The organism is Lwoffella lincolnii (assembly GCF_037201985.1).
GTDB lineage: Bacteria > Pseudomonadota > Gammaproteobacteria > Pseudomonadales > Moraxellaceae > Psychrobacter > Psychrobacter lincolnii.
Genome location: NZ_CP147511.1, coordinates 627,432 through 645,514 on the forward strand (window position 1 = coordinate 627,432; position 18,083 = coordinate 645,514).

At 46.4% G+C, this 18,083-nt stretch carries 18 protein-coding genes, 1 tRNA gene and 2 pseudogenes; 10 read left to right on the forward strand and 11 right to left on the reverse strand.

Going from position 1 to position 18,083, the window contains the following annotated elements:
* A complete protein-coding gene (gene mrdA / locus WDM69_RS02825; protein WP_078306144.1) occupies positions 1-1,962 on the reverse strand; it encodes a penicillin-binding protein 2 in 1,962 nt (653 codons plus the stop codon).
* Positions 1,963-2,154: 192 nt separating this feature from the next.
* Here mrdA and WDM69_RS02830 point away from each other — a divergent pair, with 192 nt between their 5' ends.
* From WDM69_RS02830 to WDM69_RS10020, 10 genes and pseudogenes are all read left to right on the forward strand, one after another.
* On the forward strand, positions 2,155-2,337 hold the full coding sequence (locus WDM69_RS02830) for a type II toxin-antitoxin system HicA family toxin (protein ID WP_078306145.1): 183 nt from the start codon (positions 2,155-2,157) through the stop codon (positions 2,335-2,337).
* Positions 2,338-2,393: 56 nt separating this feature from the next.
* The gene (locus tag WDM69_RS02835) at positions 2,394-2,810 is read left to right on the forward strand and encodes a type II toxin-antitoxin system HicB family antitoxin (RefSeq protein WP_078306146.1); all 417 of its coding nucleotides are present in this window, start codon (positions 2,394-2,396) and stop codon (positions 2,808-2,810) included.
* 327 nt (positions 2,811-3,137) lie between these two features.
* Positions 3,138-4,448 (forward strand): hypothetical protein, encoded by a 1,311-nt coding sequence (locus tag WDM69_RS02840; RefSeq protein ID WP_078306147.1) that lies wholly within the window; start codon positions 3,138-3,140, stop codon positions 4,446-4,448.
* A gap of 70 nt (positions 4,449-4,518) precedes the next feature.
* On the forward strand, positions 4,519-6,495 hold the full coding sequence (locus tag WDM69_RS02845; protein WP_078306148.1) for a heme lyase CcmF/NrfE family subunit: 1,977 nt from the start codon (positions 4,519-4,521) through the stop codon (positions 6,493-6,495).
* Between the two features lie 140 nt (positions 6,496-6,635).
* Positions 6,636-7,205: a DsbE family thiol:disulfide interchange protein gene (locus WDM69_RS02850; RefSeq protein WP_078306149.1), complete on the forward strand. Its 570-nt coding sequence runs from the start codon at positions 6,636-6,638 to the stop codon at positions 7,203-7,205.
* 89 nt (positions 7,206-7,294) lie between these two features.
* The gene (locus tag WDM69_RS02855) at positions 7,295-7,894 is read left to right on the forward strand and encodes a cytochrome c-type biogenesis protein (protein WP_143823223.1); all 600 of its coding nucleotides are present in this window, start codon (positions 7,295-7,297) and stop codon (positions 7,892-7,894) included.
* Positions 7,891-9,153 (forward strand): c-type cytochrome biogenesis protein CcmI, encoded by a 1,263-nt coding sequence (gene ccmI / locus WDM69_RS02860; protein ID WP_078306151.1) that lies wholly within the window; start codon positions 7,891-7,893, stop codon positions 9,151-9,153. The genes WDM69_RS02855 and ccmI overlap by 4 nt, the downstream gene beginning before the upstream one ends.
* Before the next feature lie 191 nt (positions 9,154-9,344).
* Positions 9,345-10,001: an adenylate kinase gene (adk, locus tag WDM69_RS02865; RefSeq protein ID WP_078306152.1), complete on the forward strand. Its 657-nt coding sequence runs from the start codon at positions 9,345-9,347 to the stop codon at positions 9,999-10,001.
* 100 nt (positions 10,002-10,101) lie between these two features.
* Positions 10,102-10,188 (forward strand) — tRNA-Leu (locus tag WDM69_RS02870).
* Positions 10,189-10,347: 159 nt separating this feature from the next.
* Positions 10,348-11,524: pseudogene (locus WDM69_RS10020) on the forward strand (tyrosine-type recombinase/integrase).
* Between the two features lie 6 nt (positions 11,525-11,530).
* On the opposite strand, the gene WDM69_RS02890 reads toward WDM69_RS10020, so the two are convergent.
* The 10 genes and pseudogenes from WDM69_RS02890 to WDM69_RS02935 form a co-directional block, all read right to left on the reverse strand.
* Complete coding sequence (locus WDM69_RS02890; RefSeq protein WP_205760078.1) at positions 11,531-11,719, reverse strand: helix-turn-helix transcriptional regulator; 189 nt, start codon at positions 11,717-11,719, stop codon at positions 11,531-11,533.
* Positions 11,716-13,098: pseudogene (locus tag WDM69_RS02895) on the reverse strand (SNF2-related protein). Before WDM69_RS02895 ends, WDM69_RS02890 begins: the two are co-directional and overlap by 4 nt.
* On the reverse strand, positions 13,091-13,357 hold the full coding sequence (locus tag WDM69_RS02900; RefSeq protein ID WP_078306154.1) for a hypothetical protein: 267 nt from the start codon (positions 13,355-13,357) through the stop codon (positions 13,091-13,093). Before WDM69_RS02900 ends, WDM69_RS02895 begins: the two are co-directional and overlap by 8 nt.
* A gap of 2 nt (positions 13,358-13,359) precedes the next feature.
* Positions 13,360-13,650 carry a VRR-NUC domain-containing protein gene (locus WDM69_RS02905; RefSeq protein ID WP_078306155.1) on the reverse strand — a complete coding sequence of 97 codons (291 nt, stop codon included), beginning with the start codon at positions 13,648-13,650 and terminating at the stop codon, positions 13,360-13,362.
* Entirely contained in the window at positions 13,650-14,408 is a 759-nt protein-coding gene (locus WDM69_RS02910; protein ID WP_338044621.1) for a hypothetical protein, read from the reverse strand. Before WDM69_RS02910 ends, WDM69_RS02905 begins: the two co-directional genes overlap by 1 nt.
* Positions 14,409-14,429: 21 nt before the next feature.
* Positions 14,430-14,624 (reverse strand): hypothetical protein, encoded by a 195-nt coding sequence (locus tag WDM69_RS02915; RefSeq protein ID WP_338044622.1) that lies wholly within the window; start codon positions 14,622-14,624, stop codon positions 14,430-14,432.
* A 147-nt stretch (positions 14,625-14,771) separates the two neighbouring features.
* Positions 14,772-15,698 (reverse strand): hypothetical protein, encoded by a 927-nt coding sequence (locus WDM69_RS02920; protein ID WP_338044623.1) that lies wholly within the window; start codon positions 15,696-15,698, stop codon positions 14,772-14,774.
* A 118-nt stretch (positions 15,699-15,816) separates the two neighbouring features.
* On the reverse strand, positions 15,817-16,353 hold the full coding sequence (locus tag WDM69_RS02925; protein WP_078306156.1) for an ssDNA-binding protein: 537 nt from the start codon (positions 16,351-16,353) through the stop codon (positions 15,817-15,819).
* A 22-nt stretch (positions 16,354-16,375) separates the two neighbouring features.
* Entirely contained in the window at positions 16,376-17,638 is a 1,263-nt protein-coding gene (locus WDM69_RS02930) for a DUF2800 domain-containing protein (RefSeq protein ID WP_078306157.1), read from the reverse strand.
* Positions 17,638-18,081, reverse strand: a complete 444-nt coding sequence (locus WDM69_RS02935; protein ID WP_078306158.1) for a hypothetical protein — start codon at positions 18,079-18,081, stop codon at positions 17,638-17,640. The genes WDM69_RS02930 and WDM69_RS02935 overlap by 1 nt, the downstream gene beginning before the upstream one ends.
* Positions 18,082-18,083 lie beyond the last annotated feature (2 nt).

The window sequence follows — 18,083 nt, forward strand, 5'->3', positions numbered from 1 at the left end:
TCAGTTTTTCGCATCTTTTATTGTTTTTTCGGCTTCTTTTTGAGCCACATAAGTGGCAATTTTTTTGGCTTTTGCTTGGGCTTTTTGTTCGTTGAGCTGTTTTAATTCGTTTGGCGTGGGTGGTGTGATGGGGGCATGTTCACGGGTGATTATCCAGTAATCAAACAGTTTGCGAGCGATGGGGGCAGCGGTGGTGCTGCCGCCACCGCCGTTTTCTACCAAGACGGCAACGGCAATTTTTGGGTCTTCGACAGGGGCAAATCCATTAAACCATGCGTGGTCCCAGTGGCGTTTGTCCAGCTCATTTTTATTGTAGCTTTTACCTTGAGCGATGGATTTAACTTGTGCTGTGCCTGTTTTGCCTGCAATGCGATATTGTGGTGTGTAGATGCCTTTGGCTGTGCCACGTTTGACGGTTTCTTCCATGGCGCTTTGCATTCGTAACCAATCTTCGGTTGTGCCATTAAAGTCAATGCGACCGTCTGGTTTGCTAATGGGGGTTACTGTTTGGGCCCCTGTGGACGATTTAAGTAAGTGTGGGGTGATGTGTTGTCCTTTGGCGGCGACCATGGCGGTGGCGTTGGCAATTTGTAGTGGTGTTGCCAAAAAATAGCCTTGTCCAATGCTGACGGAGATGGTTTCACCAGGTAGCCAGTCTTTGTTGTAGGTGTCTTTTTTCCACTTGGGTGATGGCATCACCCCTGATTTTTCATTGACCAAATCAATGCCTGTGTCAGCACCAAAGCCAAAACGTATCATCCAATCATGTAACTTTTGGATGCCCATTTGATAAGATGCTTTATAATAGTAAGTATCAACGGATTCGACGATGGATTTGGTCATATTAACCGTGCCATGCCCTCCTTTTTTCCAATCACGAAAACGATGAGAATCTCCAGGTAGGGTAAAATAGCCAGGGTCCCAAATGGTGTCGTGCCACCCCATGATGCCATGGTGTAAAATGCCCATAGATTCAAAAGGTTTAATGGTTGAACCGGGAGGGTACATGCCTTGTAAGGCACGATTATACAGTGGTTGATCTTCATCGTCTTTTAACATGCCATATTCATTAAAAGAGATGCCTGAGACAAAGGGGTTGGGGTCATAGCTTGGGTTACTGACAAACGCCAACACATCACCATTTCGTGGGTCGATGGCAACAATCGCCCCACGCCTGCCATTGAGCTGGTCTGATGCAATCTTTTGTAAGCCATAATCCAGCGACAGATGAATGTCATTGCCAGCCACAGGTGGCTTGGTGTCCAGTTCTCTTAACACATCGCCGTGGGCGTTGGTTTCTACCGATTTGTAACCTGGTTGGCCAAGCAATAAAGTCTCATAATAGTTTTCAATACCAAGTTTGCCAATTAAGTCTGTGCCAGCATACAAACGTTTATCAATTTCTTTGGATTCTTTGTCATTAATACGCCCCACATAGCCGATGACATGGGCGAACAAATCACCATAAGGATACACTCGAGTCAGTTTACTTTGGATATTAACGCCACGAAAAAACGGTTTTCTTTCGCTAAATTGAGCCACTTGGGTGGGGTTTAAATCTATTTTTATGGTAACAGGGTCATTTTTACTGTCTGCCACTCGCAGTAGAATGTCTTGTATGTCTTCTTCGGTTAAATCAAAAATGGGTGCTAACAGATTGAGCGTTTTACTGGGATTACTGACTTCATCAGGGCTTATCATTGCGGTAAAAACAGGCTTGTTATCCGCCAAAATATGCCCATTGCGATCATAAATATAGCCACGACTTGGTGGGGCTGAGATGAGCTTGATGCGGTTGTTATCAGCAGCGGTAACATATTTGTCATGAGCATACACTTGTAAAAAACCATAACGAGCGACCAACACACCCAAACCAATAAAAATAAACAATCCAGCAACGATGACTCGTCGCATGAACATGCGGTTGATTTTATTGGTATCTTCGTCTAATGCTTTTTGCATGTTGGGTGATTATGATGGCTGATTGATGGTTAATGGCTTGATGGCTGATAAAAGGCGGCAGATGATAAATGGATTATTTTAGCAAGTTTATTTGACATTGCCAATGATGCCAAAATGATGCCAAATAAAAGTATGGCATAATGATACGCCTAGGGTGATAATATGTCTGACAACAACGAATAAAGAGGAGTTATGAAAAGTCGTGATTTAATCAAACTGATAGAAGCCGATGGTTGGTATCTTGAAGCGATAAAAGGCAGTCATCATCACTACAAGCATCAGGTTAAAAAGGGCAAAGTTACCATACCCCACCCAAAACCCCACCTACCCACAGGCACTGTTAATGGCGTACTAAAGCAAGCTGGGTTGAAATGACCCAGCCTGTCATAGCTGTTAAAACCAGTCACGACACATAACAAAAAGGTGAAACTATGTTATACCCCATTGCCATTGAAGCAGAACAACATGAAGGGCAAACCGTCTATGGTGTGGTTGTGCCTGATTTACCAGGGTGTGTTACCGTGGGTGATACTTTTGAAGAAGCCTATGAGAACATCATCGAAGCCATTGAGTTGCACTTACAAGGCATGGCAGATGATGGTGATGATATGCCTATGCCAACAGGCATCTCCAATCACCTTGATAGCCCTGAATACGCAGGCATGACGTGGGCGTTGGTGTCTGTGGATGTCAGCCGTTATCTTGGTAAAACCCAAAAGGTCAACATCACTTTGCCCAGTAGGTTGGTGCATATGATTGATGAGAAAGTCGCCAGCAATAAAGAGCGTTATCATAGCCGCAGCAGTTATTTGGCAAGATTGGCAGAAAAAGATTTGCTCATGGGATAAAAAAAGCTTGATTTTCACCCCAAAGACTGCTAAAGTCGTACTTTTTTTGAAAAAACTTGCAACGTTGCAACAAGGTGATGACTTAGGCGGTCATCGCCTTTTTTTGTGGCTGATTGTTGGCTAGTTGCTGGTTGGTTGCAGGTTGGCACATTGCTCAACGGCTTGCTTAGAACAAGCACAAGTGACCATAAATGCGAGTTCATCAGCACAACATATGGCAGATATGTTAAAATGTCGTGTTTAAACTGATAATTTTGGCTAAAAAATTAACATAAAATCTTAACCTGACACTTTGATGACATCTGAGTGAATTAACTGGGCGTACTGATGGGCATTTGGCAATTTTTCACGGCACATCCTGAATTTGTGGCGATGTTAACCATTCCACCTGTGACGGCTTTCGTGACTTGGGCCCATGTGTGGATGGCACTTAAGATGCTGTTTTATCCCATTCATTTTTGGGGCATTCGTATTGACAATTTACCACATCAGTTCCCCGGTCTTGGTTGGCAAGGCATTGTGCCTAGAAAAGCAGGTAAAATATCAGGGGTCATTGTTGATCAAACGTTGTCTAAATTAGGCAGTTTAGATGAATTTTTGCAAGCGATGAATCCTGAAGAGATGGCAGAGTTCATCACCCAGGCGGTATTAGACAACCTAGAAACGTTGATTGATGAAGTGATGTATGAGCGGTCAGCAGGGTTGTGGCAAAGTCTGCCTTATGCGGTCAAACGCCGTGTTTATGCTCATGTTCGCAGTCAGTTGCCAAGCATCATGAAAACGCTGGTCATGGATTTAACCTTAAATGTCGAAACACTGGTGGACATGAAACAGATGATTGTCCGTAAGATGGAAGGTGATCGCCGTTTGATGGTGCAGATGTTTTTAAAGGTGGGCAAAAAAGAGATTGATTTTATTTGGCACATCAGTGCATTGATTGGTTTTGGTTTTGGCTTGGTGCAGATGCTGGTGTTTTATTTTGTGCCACAACATTGGACAGTGCCATTTTTTGCGTCAATTTGGGGGTTTTTAACCAATTGGATAGCCATTTGGATGGTATTTAATCCCATCGAGCCACATTATTTTCGTTTTATTAAGTTGTTTCACAAACAATCTGCTTTTCCCTTTATCAAACCTGTGATGCCCCACATTGCCACTTATAATTGGCAAGGGGGGTTTATGAAACGTCAAGATGAAGTGTCAGAAGTATTTGCTGATGTGGTGGTCAAAGAGTTGGTAACGGTTGAGACCATCATGGATGAGATGATGTATGGTCATAGATCTGCTCAAACACGACAAGTGGTCAGACAGCATTTGCATCAGTTGATGGATTCTCCTGTGATTGCCACCACATTAAGAATGGGGTTGGGTACAAAAGAGTTTGGACATTTAGAAAACACCATCATTGATAAGTCAATTCGTGCCACCATGGTGCCTATTCGGGACCCTGATTTGAATGTCAGCCGAGCTGAGAAGATTTTTGGTATGTTCCGTGACCGCATTCGTCAGTTGTCGCCACAAGAGTTTCAAAATTTATTGCGTCCTGCTTTTAAAGAAGATGAGCTGACGTTGATTATTTTGGGTGGGCTGACAGGGTTTTTGGCGGGTTGGCTGCATTTGATTGTGGTGTTTTATTAAGTTCATAAGATTGGGTGAATGGTTAAGATTGATTTTAATCGATAAGTCAGTTGGGAAGATTAGGTAAATTATGTTAATCACTGAGTTGGGTTATGTCGCCTTATTAATGGCGTTGATGTTGGCAATTTTACAAGTGATATTGCCAACGCTTGGTATTTGGCGTGATGAGCCTAATTTACAACGATTAGCACCAAGCTTGGCATGGGGGCAGTTGTTTGCCATGCTGATTTCGTTTGGTTGTTTGATGGCAGGTTTTTATTTTAACGATTTTAGTTTGGTGTATGTTGCTGAGCATTCTAACTCGTTGTTGCCTTGGTATTATAAGTTGTCTGCCACTTGGGGCGGGCATGAAGGTTCGCTGTTATTGTGGATGACAATCATGGCGGCATGGTGTGCGTTGGTGGCTTGGTTCAGTCGTGGGTTGCCTTTGTCCATGCGTGTGCGGGTGTTGGTGATTTTGTCTGGCATTCAAGTGATGATGCTTGCCATGTTGATTTTTACGTCATCACCTTTTGACCGTACGTTGCCAAGCTTACCTGTGGATGGGCGAGATTTAAACCCTTTGCTACAAGACCCAGGGTTGATTTTTCATCCGCCTATGTTGTATATGGGTTATGTGGGCATGGCAGTGCCATTTGCATTTTGCTTGGCAGCATTGTGGGCTGGGCGATTAGATGCGGCGTGGACACGTTGGTCTCGACCTTGGACAGTGGCTGCATGGTGCTTTTTAACTTTGGGCATTGCTTTGGGGTCTTGGTGGGCATATTACGAGCTGGGTTGGGGTGGTTGGTGGTTCTGGGACCCTGTTGAAAATGCGTCATTGATGCCTTGGTTGGCATCAACCGCATTGTTGCATTCCTTGGCAGTGACTGAGCAACGTGGGGTGTTTAAGGCATGGAGCATCATGTTGGCAATTTTTACCTTTGGTTTGAGCTTGTTGGGTACGTTTTTGGTGCGTTCTGGTGTGATCACATCAGTACATTCGTTTGCCGCCGATCCAACTCGTGGGGTGGTGATTTTAGCCATTTTGGGCGTGGTGATAGGTTCTGGTTTATTGATGTTTGCCACTCGTGGTTGGCGATTGACGGTGGAGAGCCATTATCAGTTAAAATCTCGTGAAACCATGCTGGTGGTGAATAACATCATCATCTTAGTGGCAACCATTGTGGTTTTGCTGGGTACTTTATACCCCATCATTGCTGATGCGTTTCATCTTGGGCAAGTGTCTGTAGGACCACCGTATTTTAATGCGTTGTTTGTGCCGTTAACGTGGATATTGATGTTGGTGATGGGCATGGGGGCAACGCTAAGATGGAAAAAAGACAGTCGTCCAATGTTAGCAGCGGTGTTGACGGTTTTGCTAAGCTCAGCAGTATTGGCAGCGATATTGACTTATTTTATCAGTCCAAATGAGCCGTTTAATGTGGCGATGACGTTATTGTTATCTGTCTGGGTGCTTGCCTGGATGGGCATAGACATGAAGCATAAATTACGCCATGCTAAGCTTAATTGGTTGACCGCATTGATAAAACTGCCACTGAGTTATTGGGGCATGCAAGTGGCACATATTGGCATGCTTATTGTTGCCATTGGCGTGGGTGTGACCACAAGTTTAAGCGTAGAGACTGATGTTGCCATGGGGGTGGGGGACACAGCCAATGTGCGTGGTTATGAATTTGCCATGACAGAATTATCTGCTATTAGGGGTAAAAACTATGATGGTGAAATGGCAACGGTGATGGTGAGTAAAAATGGTCAGCACATTGGCACATTGCAACCACAAAAACGCACCTATGTGGTGTCGATGATGCCAATGACTGAAGCGTCGATTAATGCCAATTTAATGCGAGATTTGTATGTGGCATTGGGAGAGCCGATTGATGACACAGGCAACACATGGGCGGTACGTATCTATGTCAAGCCTGCCATTCGCTTGATATGGTTGGGGTCTATCATCATGAGTTTGGGTGGTTTGCTTGCGATGATGGATAAGCGTTATAGACTGAACTCTCGTCGTAAGTCAACCCCCATTTTTGAATCAAGCTGATGGCATTTAACTGGTTTTTCACAGATTTTTCACGGGTTTGTACCAACTTAGTTTTTTCAATCACTCAATTTTCTAATCACTCAGTTTTCTGGTCACTTAGTTTTCTAATCACTAGGTTTTGCCAATAAAAGGAGCATGTCATGAGTCAAAAAAATAAAACGTGGTTATTTTTGTTGCCTTTGCTGGTGTTTGCAGGGGTGTTGGTCATGCTTTATGGTAGACTGGGTAAGCCCACGGACGTACAGATGAACACTGCTTTAGAGCGGTCAGTGCCAACTTTTAGCTTGCCCATGCTGTCAGACACCAGCATCATTCTAACCAATGAACAATTGCCAAAAGAACCATATTTACTCAACGTTTGGGGGTCTTGGTGTCCCACTTGTGTGGCGGAACACCCCATGTTAATGCAATTAAGCCAACAAGGTGTGACCATGGTGGGGGTCAACTATCGAGATGATTTGTCTGATGCGTTAGGGTATCTTAATGATCATGGCGATCCGTTTGTGTTGTCTATCCAAGATGGTGATGGCACATTGGCATTGGATTTAGGTCTGACAGGAGCCCCTGAAACATTTGTCGTGGACGGTGATGGCATCATTCGTCAGCATATCTTAGGTGAGGTTGCCAAAGCCAATTGGTCTGCTCGCATTCAACCATGCCTGCAAGCATTGCAAACTAAAGCCAACAACCTGCATGAGGTGTGTCAATGACCATATTTGGCTTATCATGTTTGGATTTAAAATGGATAAAAAAAACATCGTTAAAATCCATACGCCTATTGGGTGTGTTGTCATTCACCATGCTTGTTACATTACAAGCCACATGGCAAGTTAGCCATGCTGCCATTGATGTCTATGAGTTTGACAATGAAGTTCAAGAGCATCGTTATCGTGAACTGATAGATGAATTTCGTTGTCCAAAATGCCAAAACCAAAATTTGGCGGGGTCAGATGCCCCCATTGCCCAAGACTTAAAGCAAAAAACGTATGATTTAATCAAGGCAGGGCAGTCTGACCAACAAATCCGTGAATATATGTTTGAGCGTTATGGCGATTTTATCAGTTATAAACCACCAATCAGACCATCAACTTGGATTTTGTGGTTTTTTCCACCTGTGTTGTTGTTAATGGCATTGATATTTTGGTATTGGCGTACCCGTAAGCCCCGTTTGGTCTGGGCTGATGACTCTGTGAATGATGGTCTTGATGACACCAGTGGTGATGCTGGGGCAAGCTTAACACCAGAAGAGCAGGTGCAACTTAATAAATTACTTTCTGAGTTAGACGCTGAGTATGATGAGCAATCAGGCATTGCAGGCATTGAACAGCCAAACAAAACCAAGCAAACAGCAGATGACAAGCAAATAACAGATAAAGAACATGGAGATGGCAATCAATGAGCAGTGCGGTGTTGTTTTTTACTCTGGTTTTGCTGATGTGTCTTTTGGTTGCCACTGTGGTGGTGATGCCTTGGCTTTACCCTGCCAAATCAAACCGTGATAACAAACTGCTGGCCGTCAATGTGGCAACGTTCAAACAGCGTTTGGCTGAATTGCAAATCGATAAAGACACTGGTGAGATTAGTACAGAACATTATCAACAGCAAAAACTAGAACTACAACGTCAACTGCTACAGGCAGAGCAATCAGAGCAACCTGCCAGACCTGTGCGTCTTGCCAATCGAATATTTATTCTGTCATGGATACCGCTATTGACATTTTTAGCGTATTTTCTCTTAGCTGACCGCACGCCAGTACTCCAACTATGGCAAGCACAAGACCGAGTAGGTAACGTTGCTGATGATTTATTAACAGGTAAAATAGATGTGCCACCCACATGGGCAACCCAAGACAGCATTGGACTTATCTCAGCCATGCAGACCAATGTCTATCGCCATGCTTATGATGCCAATCGTTGGATGCGTTTGTCTGAGTTGTTTTTATCATTAGAAGCGATAGAATCTGCCATGCAAGCCATGGCAAGGGCATACCGACTAGAACCTGATAATGACGACATTGCCATGACCTATGCTCAAATCAGCTTTCTTGCCAATGGGGCAAGACCAACGGCTGATGCTCGCCGTATCATTGAAAATTTTTTGCAAAAAGATGCCAATCATGAAGGGGCAATGATGCTGATGATAATGAGTGAAACCAGAGAAGGTAACCATGCACAGGCATTGGGTTGGATTGATAAACTGTCTGACAGCATCAGGAACAAATCAGGCGACCATAGTCAAGCTTTAGATAGCTTACAAAAACTGCATGATGACATCACCCAAAGACAACAAAAAGCCACCCAAGCACTTAAAGTGACAGTGAGTGTCAACACAAGCTTATTACCATTGATAAAAGAAAGTGATGACCTATTTGTCAGTGTGCAAGAGGTGGCTGGAGGACCTCCATATGCAGTGAAAAAATTACCAGTAACTGGCATCAACAATGGCATCATTGAAGTTGAATTAACTGATGATGAAGCCATGTTACCAGACAGACAGCTAAGCATGGGGCGTGGTGGCAATGCCAAGCTGAGCGTGAAAGCTCGCATCAGTGCGTCAGGTAATGCCAATAGTCAATCGGGCGACTTGACCAGCAACCCTGTGATATTGAATAAAGACAGTCAAAGTGTCAACATCGAAATTAATCAGCAAGTGCCTTAAACTTAAATGCTTCATACTTTTAAGTACTTTAAGCTTAAGTACCTTAAGCTTAAATATAAGCGTAAGAAAGGTTGTCGATTGATTGTATTTAAGATGCAGTCAGCATTTGTGTTATGCTAAGATAGTTAATCCAATTTATAAAAATATGACTTGTCATATGGATAATTGATGTTAAGCCAACAGGAGCAGTTATGAAACGCATCATTTTGTTAGGTCCTCCAGGGGCGGGTAAAGGCACACAAGCCCAATTCATTGCTAAAGAATTTAACATTCCGCAAATCTCAACAGGCGATATGTTGCGAGCCGCCATCAAAGACGGCAGTGAACTTGGCAAACAAGCCCAAGAAATCATGAATGCTGGTGGCTTGGTATCAGATGAGCTTATCATCAACTTGGTTAAAGAGCGCATCGCCAAACCCGATTGTGCCAACGGCTGTATTTTTGATGGCTTTCCACGCACCATACCACAAGCTCAAGCATTGAGTGATTCTGACATCATCATTGATGATGTCATTGAAATTTGTGTGCCTGATGATGACATTGTCAGCCGTTTATCAGGCCGCCGCCAACATCCCACCTCTGGGCGCGTCTACCACATTAAACACAGCCCACCCAAACAAGCAGGCATTGATGATGTGACAGGTGAGCCGTTGGTACAACGTGAAGATGATAAAGAAGACACCATTCGTGAACGGTTAGCAACTTACCATAAGCAAACCGCAACTTTGGTTGATTTCTATCAAACTCTTGCCAAGCAAGGCGGTGATGCACCAAGCTATCATAAATTTGATGGCACGCAGGACATTGAGCAAGTCAAACAGCAAATCAGCAGTGCCTTGAATATGTGACAGACAACAAAAAGGCACTAAAAACTGGCAAAAATGATTGACAGACAGCAAAAGGGTGCTATAATATGCACCCTATACAGCAATCGCTGATATCCTACATGCCAGTGTGGTGAAATTGGTAGACACGACGGATTCAAAATCCGTTGCCCTTAAAAGCGTGTCGGTTCGAGTCCGACCACTGGTACCATATGACAGTCTGTAGACCTTCTACAGAAGTCTATAAAAGCCCAAACTATCAATATTTGGGTTTTTTTAATGTCTGTAGCAGTACGCCTTAATCTGTTGCAATCTGTGTTTTTTAGCAGTAATTTTTTAAATTTACTGTTTTTGCTCAAAAATTACTGTTATGACTCGTCAAACCGTTGCCCTAACTGCCACGCAAGTGGAGCGTGCTAAGCCTAAAGACAAGCCCTATCGTCTGTATGACGGTGGTGGGTTGGTGCTTAACGTTGCCAAGTCTGGCACAAAGACTTGGTATCTACAATACTCACACCCTTACACAAAAAAACGAGACATGTTTAAGTTGGGCAGATACCCATCTATGTCTTTGTCAGATGCTCGCAAAAAAGCGATTTACTGCAAGATGGTATTGACCCCAAACAAGCCAAAACGGATGCAGATAAACTAAAATCTGATGAATATGCCAACAATTTTAAATCTGTCTTTGACCAATGGCTAGAGTCAAAGGACTATAGCCCTGCAACATGGCAAAAAATGCAGACATACAGCAAAGAGATTTTGGCGGTTATTGGTGATAAACCTGTCAGCCAAATAACCACTGCCGACTAAAACCTGTTGAAAGGGCAGGGCAGTTTACCAAACTACAAAAAATGCGAACAATGATTGGTCAAGTGATGACTTATGCCATCGCCACAGGTAGGGCAGATAACAACCCTGCTCTGTATTTGCGTGGGGTATTTAAGTCAGGAAAAGTCAGGCATAACCCTGCTGTTTTGGACGAAAAAAGACTTACTGAGCTGGTGCAAGGCATTGATGGCTATCATGGTAGATTTACCACTCGTTTGGCGTTGATGTTTGCCCTGTTGACCTTTGCTCGCCCTGGCGAAGTCAGGCATATGCTGTGGCAAGATGTGGATATTGACAATGGCTTATGGGCATACACTCCAAACAAAACTGCGAAATCCACTGAAGTGCAGATATTTTCTCCTTTATCATCACAAGCCATCAATATTTTGCGACAGGCCAAAGAGTATCATCATGCGGATTTGGTGTTTCCATCAGCGGTTAGCAATATCAGACCGCTGTCTGAAAATACGCTCAATCAAGCATTAAGGCGGATTGGCTTTGACAGTGGCGAACAGACCAGCCATGGGTTTAGGGCGATTGCTCGCACACTGCTAGAAGAGCGGTTTGGCTATGATTATCGTATGATTGAGATGCAATTGGGGCATCAGGTGAGAGACGCTAATGGCAGAGCATACAATCGGGTGCAGTGGGTGGATAAAAGACGTGAGATGATGCAGAGATGGGCAGATTACCTATATGAGTTAAAAGAGCGGTAAAACCGCTCATGCTTGGGTGTAATTTTGCTCTATCCATTCATCAACATCACTTTCTTTCCATGCGGTAACTTTGCCATGTTTGTAGGGTTTTGGGAACTGCTCTTTTTTTAGCTTTTCCCAAATTGTGGATTTGTCCAAGGCGGTCTTTTTTGCCACGTCTGCTATGCGTAGCATGCTTGTAGGTTTTGCTTTCATGGCTTTTGTCTCCTTTTCATTGCTTCTAGCAGTAGGTCTTGTATGTCTCGTTTTGATGTGCGGCGTTCGATGACCAGCTCGTCCACCGTGTCTTTGGCAATTAGGTGGTAGATATAGACAGGGCGTTTGTGTCCTGCTTGGGCTTGGCGAGTGGGTCCGATGCGTTCGACAATCTGCTGATACTCTTCTAAGTTCCACCAGTGTCCGAATACGGCTAAGATGTTGCCGCCGTCTTGTAAATTAAGCCCGTGTCCTGCACTGGCAGGGTGGGCGAACAAGACAGGGATTTTGCCAGCGTTCCAGTCTTTGATGGTCTGTGGGTCATCATCTAGCGGTTTGCCTTGTTTAAAGGCTCTTTGTAGTCGCTCTAGGTCAGACTTAAAGTGGTAGGCGACCAGCACAGGCATGTCGCCTGCTTCTTCGATAATGGATTCCAAGGCTTGTAGCTTTACGTCATGTATCTGTTCAAAGCCGTTATCGGTGTACACCGCTCCGTTAGCCAGTTGTAGGCATTTGATGGTTTTGGCAGCGGCGTTCATGGCTTCTACTTCGGTTTGCCCAATTTCAAAAAACATCTCTTTTTCCATTTTTTCGTATAGTTTGCGGGCGTTGCTCGGCATGTCCAGATACACGTCCACGATGACAGGCTTGGCAATGTCAAAATAATCTTGAGCGTCTAGGGTTAGGCAGATGTCGTTAAGCCGTGCATGGATTTGTTCTTGGGCAAAGTCGTGTGGTTCAAGGCGTACCGCAAAGCGTTGGTTACCCATTTGTATGGCTTTAAACCAGCGGTTTTTGAACGCTGTAAACGAGCGTCCAAGGCGTTGCCCGCCGTCCAAAAACCAAAGCTGTCCCCACAGGTCAATCAGCCCGTTTGGGCTTGGGGTGCCAGTCAGTTCAATAAAGCGGTCAACATGGCTATGGGCGATTTTGGCTAAGGCTCTGGCTCGTTTGCTACCGCCACGGCTGCGGTAGGATTTTAAGCGGGTGGACTAGTCAGCGATGACGGTGTTAAACCGCCAGTTGTCGCCCAGCTTTGCTACCAGCCACGGTAGGTTTTCATAGTTCATGGTGTACACGTTGGCATCAGCGTGCAGGGCTTCGGTGCGTTGTTTGTCGCTGCCGATAATCGCTGACACTTCGATGTCTGATAGATGCTGCCATTTGTCTGCTTCGTCCACCCAAGTGCTGGCGGCGACTCGCTTGGGGGCGAGTACCAGCACGGGCTCTGGCTCAATAAGCTGTAGCATGTCGATGGCGGTCAGACAAGACACGGTCTTGCCCATGCCCATGGACGCCCACAGGGCGTTGCGGGGCGTGGTTAACAGATGCTCAATGGCGGTCTGTTGGTAAGGGCGTGGGGTAAATGGTTTACGCATTGTTTAAACCTAAAAGAGTGTCTAGTGCTTCTATTATCTGTCCGCCATTCTCAGATACTTCTATCTCTATATGACTATTTGCTGTACCGTCATAGCTTCTTTTTGCGTACACATGTGTAACGGCATCATCGTCTACAGTGATGCTGTAAACCGTTCTTTTATAAGCCCTAGGCTCATGAAAAGAAGCTCTTCTCACAACCAATTTGCCAAAGTCGCCCTGTAGCTCTCGACTTTTTCTAAGTGTATTAACTGTTCTCATTTTCAACTCTCACTGTCATTTAATTTAGCAATCAAACAATCCACGTCCGCACGGCTAGCCACCACCGTTACCCATTGTCCGTGTTGTCGCATTCGCTCGTGTTCTCGTTGTTGTCCTGCCCTTGGCTTTTGCTTGGGAGCTTTGACTTCCACCCAAAGGGTCATGTGTGGCAACATCAAGATGCGGTCTGGGCAGTGGTTGTGTCCGACCCATTGGCATTTACGCACCAATGCCCCTATCTCTTTGGCTCGCTTGATAAGATATTTTTCGATGTCCTTTTCAACCGTCATCATCAATCTTTCCTATATCGATATGCTTCAAACCCACCTGCCGCCAGTGGTAAGCCGTCTGCCCATGGTGGGTTGGTGGCAAGCAGTGAGCTTAGATGCTTGGGGTTAAAGTCGTCCGTGTCTGGGGCTTCACAGATGACTTCATCGTGTACGGTGAGTACGATGTCATAGCCTGCCTGTTCAAGGGCGTGCATGTTGTACGCTAGGATGTCACGGGCAAGGGCTTGGCAGATGTTCTCAAACAGTTTGCCGCCATAGGTGTCCAGATATTCCCATTTTCGGCTGTATTGATTTACGCCTTGGTAAACAATCTTGCCGTCCTTAAGCCCAATATTGGGATAGCACAGATAGCGACCACTGGGCAGACGGATGCGTAACCACTTGCCGTCACGTCGCACTACCAGTTTGCGAGCGTGAAAGGTTTGGCTTGGGTTGGTTATGGCAGAAGTAACCACCGCTTCTAGCTCTTTCCACAGACTGCTGATGTTTGGGTGGGCTTCTCGCCACATGACCTTAAAGCTGTCACAGGTGAGCCATGTCTTTTTTGCCAGTTCGATGGTTTGTCCTTGCTCCTGTATAAAGGTCATTGTGCTTAGGGCTTTTTCTTTGACGTGTTGGGGCAGGGCACCCCATGCGTCGTCAGCCATTTGTGTTAAGTCAATGCCATACGCCAGTGCCATGTTTTTAAACGCTCCCACGCCACCAGCGTACCCCAATGCCAGCTCTTGCACTTTGCCGATTTGACGCTGTTCTTTGGTCACCGCTGTGGGCGAGATGCCAAACTACTTGGCGTAAGCAAGTTTGTACAAGTCATGCCCTTGTCCGCTGTCAAAGGCTCTAAAGGCATCTAACTTCCACGTTTCGTCCGCCAGCCATGCTTGTACTCGCCCTTCGATGTTGGATAGGTCGCTGACCACCAGTTTTTTACCGTTTGGGGCGATGATGCAACCACGGATGGCAGAGCTGGTCAGCTCCATAAGGTTGTCGGTCGGTAGCTTAGCTCCGCCAAGCTTTAAGGCGGTGATGCCATCGTCTATGTCGCTTTGCTTTAGGCTTGGTTGGGGTAGGTTTTGGGGTTGAAAGGTACGCCCTGCCTAACGCCCTGTACGTGCTGCCCCTGCAAACTATAACGTCCCCCTAAGTCTACCGTCATCGTTGACTGACCGCTGTAGGGCTTGGTACTTGCTGGTGCTGGTGGTGCTGGCTTGCAGACGGATGCGTAACAGCTCTTTGACAGGCTTTGGTACGCTGTCATCGGCTAGGCGTTTTTCTAAGGTGCTTTTTTGCAAATCAGGCAGCGTGATGCCGTATTCTTGTAAGAGATGCTCGAGCATCGCATCTCGCTGGGTTGCAGACTGTACGTCATCGTTGGTCTTGTCTTGTGTGACCTTGGCAAGGCGTTTTTTCTCTGCTTTGATGGTTGTCATTGCTGAGTTGACCAGCTCCATGTCAACGGCAAAGTCACGGTCGTTGATGCGTTGGTTAAGTAGCCAGTGACGTTGTTCGGTTTTCATGTTCCAGCTTGGCATGGCGTTGTCGATGGCTCGCATGGCTTCTACGTCTAGCCGTGCATATTCGACAAACTTTGCCCAGTCTTCAGGGTGGGTGTCGGTAGTGGCTCGCTCAAGCTTGCGGTGTTTGCCTTGCGGTTTGCAAAATTGCAACACCAGTCGTCTGCCGTCTTTGTCTTTGGAGTGTTCTGCTTTGACTCCGACAATGTCGCACAGGTCACTAAGCAAGCCGACCAGCCCATGGCAATAGGCGGTAATCATGGTGTCTCGCCATTTGTCTACAGGGGTGACAAAGCCGTTGTACTTAAGCACGTTGCGGTCAAACATGGCGTTATGTGCGACAAGGGTGTCGGCCTCTGCTAATAGCTGTTCAACAATCAGTGAGTAGTTTTTTTGCCCTGTTAAGTCCAACACTTGAGCAGGCTTATCATCAACGGCATAGGCAAATAGTAAAATCTCGGCATCTTGGGCATAGCGGTAAGTGCCGTGCTTGATGGGCGTTTTGCTGTAGGTCTCTAAGTCTAAATAAAGCGTGGGCATGGTTGGTTGTCCTTTAGGCTGGTTTTGATAAGCCAACCGTTGCGGTTGGTATGGCTGATTGGCTTATCAAAACGGATTGGTTACGCCAATCACTCGCTTGCACAGGCAAGATAAGGGGTTAAACAAACTCTTCGGCTTCTGCCCCTTCGCTGATGTCGTCAAAGTCATCTTCGCTGGCAACGCCACCCCCTGCAAAGGCATCACCGTTAGCATAAAACTGCACGCCTTTTAGGCTGGCGTTGATGCGTTTGCCCCATTGGTTGTCTTGTGCCCAAATCTCGACAATGGCGTTGACGTAACAGCCTGCGTACACCACGCCATCAGCTTCGGTCAAGGGGCTGCGGTCTTTGTTGAATACGGTGGGACGTTGACGGTTGGTGGCAGACAGTGCCATGTTGCCTTCAAAGCCTTCGTACTCGGCTTTGGCATCGCCGTCGATAAAACAGATTTTGTTGCCTGACTTCAGCTGTTTGACGATGCTGTCGGCTTTTATGCCCCATTTGGCTTTTGCCACTTCGTTGATGGCGTTGTCGATGGCTTTGGCGTTGGCACTGCCTTTTTCGATAATGAGCTGAGCCCCAAAGTTGTCAAACTGCTCTGATGGGCGAAAGATGTTGGGGAATGCCAAACGGACGTTTTTAAGGGTAAGTTTCATGGTGTTAGCTCCTGTGCTTAGGTCATGCTTGGGTGATGTCGTCGAACTCGTCGGCGACGTTGAAGTTAAGGGCTGGATGTTTGTCCGACTTGGGGGCAATGCTGGGTTTGCCCTCAGGTTTTACAATGATGTCTTGTAGTTTGCCCCATTGGATGTCGCCTAGGGTGCCTGCTTTGTGCAGTTTTTCGGCGGTGGTGGGGCTGATGAGTTTTTTGTCATACATGTCATCGACTTTTAGCCGCATGGTTTTTAGTGTCTCTTCGGCGGCGGTGTCATCTGTCCATTTGCGAGCCCCTGCCCGACCTTCGACCAGCTTGTAGCCTGCCACAGGGTTGCCGTTAAGCAGGTGGTCGTACACGGCAGTTTCAACGCTTTTGCACCAGTCTTGTATCAGCTTGATGCGGCTGTACATGACGGCTAAGGTGTCACTGTCATACTTGGCATCGCTGACGCAAAGCGGTGCGTCTAGGCTGGCAAACTCATCGCTGACGCTCTGATGGACAAACTCGGCATAGGGCTTACACTCGGTTTTGGCTTTGCAGTATTTGCAAGCGTCTTGGCTTGGGGCAAACAGCCCTGTCAAGTCGCTGTCCACGTCTAGGGTGTGGATAAGCTTGGCGGTGTGGCTGACGCTCTTGCCCCATGCTTTTAGCTTGTCAGTACGGATGCTCCATTCGCTGACATGGTTGAGCCGTGGCTGGCAGACGATAAGGCGGACTTGTTGAAAGTCGCCAAGCATCTGATACTGTAGCACCGCCGCCAAGCCGTACAGCATCAGCTGTGGGTTGTTGTCGGCATCGATGCGGTTGCCTTGACCGTATTTAAGGTCAATGACAATCAGCTCGTCATCGGCAACGATGACCACATCGGCAGTGCCATAAGCGTCCGCTTCGCCTGTGATGGGGGTGAGCGGTAGGCGTTGCTCGATGTCCAAAACGCCACCCGTGCTTTGCTGTACGCTTTGGACAGTGTCGATGTATTCTTGAACATAGCTTGTCATCAGGAGGGGGGTGATTTCAAAGTGATATTTATACGCTCCGATGGGTTCGCCTGCACTTTTAAGCAAACTGCATTCGCCTTTTTCGGTCACTAAGATGCCACCGCCATTGTAATCAGCGGCAGGCTGGCGTTGCTGTAGGCAAATCTCTGCTAAAAAATGGGCGGTAGTGCCTTCGGCAGCGTATTCATTGCTGTCGTTGGGTTTGTCCGCTTCCATTAAGCTGGACGCTGGGCAAGTAAGCCAGCGGTGGGCGGATGACGGAGATAGTTTGGCGTGGGCGGTCATTATAGGGTCTCCATTTTGGCGATAAAGTCGGCATATTGGGCTGGCTCTAGCTCTTGGGCGTTTTTGATGCCCAGCTCGTTAAACAGGTCACCGACTTGGGCTTTTTTGCCTGCTCTTAAGGCATCCAACACCGCTGCTTTGACATCGTCATAGACGTATGTTTTGTCTTCGCTGACAGGGGGATCGGCGGCGGTGTCAGTATTAGGCGGTGTATCAGCCGTCTGAGCGTCTGTGCTGTTGTCGGCTTGGGTGACAGGAGCGTCTGCCTTGTCGGTGGCTTGTGGCTCTTTTAGCGTTTGGGCAGTGGCTGCCGTAACGATGGCGTTAGGCTTTTGCTCGATGATGTCACAATAGCGGTCAATACTGGCAGATAAGCCAATGATGGCTTGTGAGCTGTGTTTGATGGCGTCAGCGATGGCGGTGATGGCGGTTTCGATGCTCATGG